Below are 5,415 nucleotides of genomic sequence, written 5' to 3' on the forward strand. Positions count from 1 at the left end.
AGAAGAAGAACCCCGACGTTGCGGAGCTGACCCGCGGCAAGAGCGGCCGATTGATCGGGAACCTGACCGGCCTGCTGGCGACACTCAAGGCACAGCCGCTGGCCTACAACCGCGACCTGCAAGAGGACAAGGAACCGGTCTTCGACTCCGTGGCACAGCTGGAGATGCTGTTGCCGGCGATCGCCGGGATGGTCGGCACGCTGACCTTCCACGCCGATCGGATGGCGGAGCTGGCTCCTGCAGGTTTCACGCTGGCCACCGACATCGCCGAGTGGCTGGTGCGTCGTGGCGTGCCGTTCCGCGTCGCCCACGAGGCGGCCGGTGCGTGCGTGCGCGCAGCCGAGGAGGCCGGCACCGATCTGGCCGGTCTCGACGATGCGACGCTGGCCGCGATCAACCCGGATCTCACCGGTGAGGTCCGTGAAGTCCTCACCGTGCGCGGCTCGATCGAGTCGCGCAACGCGCACGGCGGCACTGCGTCGTCGGCGGTTGCCGTCCAACTGGATGGCGTCCGTCGCGATCTGACCACCCGCGCGCAACGGTGGCAATAGAGTTCAGACCGAAGGGTTCGCGCGCCTCGCACCGCGTGCCCATACCTGTGATCAGTGAAGGATGGGAATTCTCAGATGGGAATCGGTGGAGCGGTTAACCGCGTGCTGGCGACGGCGCAAAACGGGCTGGAAGTCCTGCGTTTCGGTGGGTTGGACACGGGCACCCAGCCGGCGCCCTACCAGGTCGTTGAGACCGAGAAGATGTTCCGGCTGCGCCGGTACTTCCCCGACACCGAGGGCACCGGCCCCGATGTGATCCTCGTGCACCCGATGATGGTGTCGGCGAACATCTACGACGTCACCGAGGACAAGGGTGCGGTGACGATCCTGCACAACCACGGCATCACCCCGTGGGTGGTCGACTTCGGATCGCCCGACCGTGAGGAAGGCGGGATGGAGCGGACCCTCGCCGACCACATCGTCGCCCTCTCGCGCGTCATCGACATCGTCATCGAGACCACCGGGCGCGACGTCCACCTGGCCGGCTACTCCCAGGGCGGGATGTGGGTCTACCAGACCGCCGCGCTGCGCCGCTCCAAAGGCATCGCCAGCGTCATCACCTACGGCTCGCCGGTCGACGTGCTCGCCGCGCTGCCCCTCGGGCTGCCCGCGGGTATCGCCGCGCCCGGCGCGGAGTTCCTCGCCGACAAGGTCATCCCGCACATCTACATCCCCGGCTGGCTGGCGCGGACCGGCTTCCAGATGCTCGACCCGGTCAAGACCGCACGTAGCCGCCTTGACTTCCTGATGCAGCTCCACGACCGCGACCGGCTCCTCAAGCGCGAGGACCAGCGCCGCTTCCTCGAGGATGACGGCTGGGTCGCGTGGTCGGGCCCGGCGATCGCCGAACTTCTGCGGCAGTTCGTCTCGCACAACCGCATGATGTCGGGCGGCTTCGTCATCAACGGTGACCTCGTGACCCTCGCCGAGATCACGTGTCCGGTCCTGGCGTTCGTCGGCACCGCCGACGACATCGGGCAGCCCGCCGCGGTGCGCGGCATTCTGCGTGCCGCGCCGAAGGCCGACGTCTACGAGTCCAGGCTCGCTGCGGGCCACTTCGGCCTCGTCGTCGGCTCGACGTCGGCCGCGCACACCTGGCCGACCACCTCGGAGTGGATCCGCTGGCAGGCCGGGCTGGGGGACAAGCCGGAGGAGATCGAGCCGATGGCCGACGGCCCGATCGGGACGGGTACCGGTGTGACGCTCGCGTCGCGGGTGCAGCACGGGGTGAACGCCGTCGCCGAGGCGAGCGTGTCCGCCGGTAAGGACATCGTCGACTCCGCGGTTGCCGTACAGCGCACGGGCCGCGCGATCGCCGCCGAATCGGTGCGCACCGTACCGCGCCTGCTGCGCCTCGGTCAGATCCAGCCGAGCACCCGTATCTCGCTGGGCAAACTGATGTCGGAGAACAACCGACGTGCGCGCAAGAAGGAACTCTTCCTCTTCGAGGACCGCGTGCTGACCCACGAGCAGGTCAACACCCGTATCGACAACGTCGTTGCCGGTCTGATCCAGTGCGGCGTCCGACCCGGTCAGCGCGTCGGCGTCCTGATGGACACCCGCCCCAGTGCGCTGGTCGTCGTCGCGGCGCTGTCGCGCCTCGGAGCCGTCGGCGTTCTGCTGACCACCGACCTCGACATCTCCGCGGGGGTCCAGCTCACCGACGCCCGCGTCGTCGTCACCGACCCCAACCACCTCGATCTGGCCCGTCAACACTCCAACCGGGTCCTGGTCCTCGGCGGCGGTAGTGGCGACAAGCGCGTGATCGAGGCGGCCGACGGCGAGACCGTGATCGACATGGAGAAGATCGACCCTGCCGCGGTCGACCTGCCGGCCTGGTACCGGCCCGACCCGGGGCTGGCCGGCGATCTCGCCTTCATCCTGTTCACCCGTGGGGCCACCTTTGACCTGACGCCGTGGCCGGTCACCAACCACCGCTTCGCCATCTCGGCCTTCGGCGCGGCCTCGGCGGCGGGCCTGAGCAACAACGACACGGTGTACTGCCTGCCGCCGCTGGCGCACCCGTCGGGCCTGGTGACGACACTGGGCGCCACCGTGGTGGGCCGGTCGCGCATCGCGCTGTCCAATGGCGTGGACGCCGAGACGTTCAGCGCCGAGGTCCTCCGCTATGGCGTCACCGTCGTGTCCTACACGTGGACGATGATGCGCGAGGTGGTCCGCGCGCCGGGCTTCGAGATCAACGAGCACAATCCGATCCGCCTGTTCATGGGGTCGGGCATGCCGACGGGGCTGTGGTCGGAGGTTCTGGACTCCTTCCCGCACGCCAGCGTGTTGGAGTTCTTCGCGACCGCGGACGGCTCGGCCATCCTGTCGAACGTGTCCGGCGCCAAGCTGGGCGCCATGGGCCGGCCGCTTCCCGAGACCTCCGAGGTGAAGATCGCCGGGATCGACAGGGACAAGGAGGCCCTGCGAGAGGGCCCGGGCGGGTTCATCGTCGAGGCGGGCGTCGAGGACGTGGGCGTGCTGCTGTCGAGTGCGCGCCAGCGCTTCGCCACGAACGGTCCGGTCCTGACCAACGTGTTCAGCCCCCACGACCGTTGGGAGTTGTCCAACCACCTGTTCCGCACCGACTCCGACGGCGACCTCTGGTACATGGGTTCCATCCCGTCGGTCATCGGTTCCGCCGACGGGATGATCTTCCGCCCGCCGATCGAGGAGGCGCTGTCGCTCGCCCGCGGCGTCGACCAGGTCGTGGTGTACCGGGTCCAGGTGGGCGGCGGCCGCGAAGCCGGCGGTGACGATTTGGCCGTGGCGGCCATCACCACCCGTCCCGATGCCGCCGATGCGATCACTGTGACGACGCTGCGTGCCGCCCTGGGCGGATTGCCTGCGGCACAGCGTCCGCACCTCATCCAGATCGTCGACGAGATCCAGCTCAGCGAGGCCTACCGCCCGCTGAGCGGCGACCTCGCGGCCGCGGGGGTACCGAAGCCGGGTGCCCGCGTCTGGTACCGGGATCCCGAGGGGCGCTACCGGCGGTTCACCAAGGCCGTCGCGGTGGATCGGCGCTGGGAGTAGGTAGTAGGGTTCCACCCATGTCTCGAGCTGCTGAAATCGATCCGATCGTCCGTGAGCGGCTCGTCTGCCCGACCGACCACGGACCGCTCCTCGACGCCGGGGACGAGCTGTACAACCCGCGACTGCGTGTCGCGTACCGCATCGACGCCGACGGCATCCCGGTGATGCTCGCCGACGAGGCGCGCGCAGTCGACGAGGCACAGCACAAGGCGATCCTCGCCGGTGCGGAGCGGTGACCCGGATCGACATCGTCGACGAGCTCGAGTGGCGAGGACTGATCGCCGCGTCGACCGACCTCGACGAGCTTCGCAAGCACCTCGACGCGGGCATGGTGACCCTTTACGCCGGGTTTGACCCGACGGCGGCGAGCCTGCACGCGGGTCACCTCGTGCCGCTGCTGACGCTGCGTCGCTTCCAAGAGGCGGGGCACCGGCCGATCGTCCTCGCCGGCGGGGCCACCGGACTCATCGGCGATCCACGCGACGTCGGCGAGCGGACGATGAACGCGCAGGACACAGTCGCCGCCTGGGCCGATCGGATCGGCGGACAGCTGAGTAGGTTCGTCCGCCTGAACCCCGAGGGCGGCGACGCTGGTGACATCGGCGGGAACAACGGTGCGATCGTCGTCAACAACATTGAGTGGACCGGCGAGCTGAGCGCGCTGGACTTCCTGCGCGACATCGGCAAGCACTTCTCGGTGAACGTGATGCTCGCCCGCGAGACCGTGAAGCGGCGTCTGGAGAGCGACGGCATCAGCTACACGGAGTTCAGTTACCTGCTCCTGCAGTCCAACGACTTCGTTGAGTTGAACCGCCGCCACGGCGCCACGCTGCAAATCGGTGGTTCGGATCAGTGGGGCAACATCATCGGCGGCGTGGATCTCGCGCGCCGACTCGACGGGACGTCGCTCCACGCGCTGACCGTCCCACTCGTCACCTCGGCCGACGGTAAGAAGTTCGGCAAGTCGACCGGGGGCGGAAGTCTCTGGCTTGACCCAGAGATGACGCCGCCATACGCCTGGTACCAGTACTTCGTGAACACTGCCGACGCCGACGTGGTGCGCTACCTCAAGTGGTTCACCTTCCTGAGCGCCGAGGAGATCGACGAACTCGCCGTCGCCACCGAGGAGAAGCCGCACCTGCGGTTGGCCCAAAAGCGGTTGGCGGCCGAGATGACGACAATGATCCACGGCGAGGAGCAGACGCGCGCGGTGCAGGAGGCCAGCGGCGCGCTGTTCGGGCGAGGCGAACTCGCCGGCCTCGACGAACCCACGTTGGCTGCGGCATTGGGGGAGACCACGATCGCCGCATACGCAGAAGGCGCAGGACCGACCATCGTGGAACTGCTCGTGGACAGCGGCCTGGTGGACTCCAACAAGGCTGCTCGACGTGCCATCGGCGAAGGCGGCGCGTACGTCAACAACGCCAAGATCGACGATGAAACCTGGGTCCCGGGCGTCGGAGACCTGTTGCATGGGCGATGGTTGGTGCTGCGACGCGGCAAGAAGACATTCGCCGGCGCACGCTTCGGCCCGCAGCAACACGCCGCTGACCAGCCGATTTGACCTCCGCGCTGACGGGTGTGTAACTTACGTATCGCACCGCAGCGAGCAACAATCTCCAAGCCGCACAAGCGATTTGGAGAGAGTCACCGCGCCTGGTACAGTCGGTATTCCGAGTCGCTGAGACCGGTACCGGCAACGGGAAACGGATCAAGCGGCGCAAACCCCGAGAACAAGGTCGTGGTCCTTGACTGCGCCCTGGGGAAGCTTCGTGAAACGAACCGCACTGCGGTTACGCCACGGGGTGTGTGTTCTTTGAGAACT

At 67.9% G+C, this 5,415-nt stretch carries 3 protein-coding genes and 1 pseudogene; all 4 read left to right on the plus strand.

Annotated features, from left to right (window positions below; translation table 11 throughout):
• A pseudogene (locus B4L26_RS14330) lies at nt 1-551 on the plus strand (argininosuccinate lyase); the annotation flags it as partial.
• 75 nt (nt 552-626) lie between these two features.
• A complete protein-coding gene (locus B4L26_RS14335; RefSeq protein ID WP_290719773.1) occupies nt 627-3,590 on the plus strand; it encodes an AMP-binding protein in 2,964 nt (987 codons plus the stop codon).
• A gap of 17 nt (nt 3,591-3,607) precedes the next feature.
• Nucleotides 3,608-3,826: a Trm112 family protein gene (locus tag B4L26_RS14340; protein ID WP_290719775.1), complete on the plus strand. Its 219-nt coding sequence runs from the start codon at nt 3,608-3,610 to the stop codon at nt 3,824-3,826.
• Entirely contained in the window at nt 3,823-5,154 is a 1,332-nt protein-coding gene (gene tyrS, locus B4L26_RS14345) for a tyrosine--tRNA ligase (protein ID WP_290719777.1), read from the plus strand. Before B4L26_RS14340 ends, tyrS begins: the two co-directional genes overlap by 4 nt.
• Nucleotides 5,155-5,415 lie beyond the last annotated feature (261 nt).

This window comes from Gordonia sp. UBA7599, from assembly GCA_002477755.1.
Taxonomy (GTDB): domain Bacteria; phylum Actinomycetota; class Actinomycetes; order Mycobacteriales; family Mycobacteriaceae; genus Gordonia.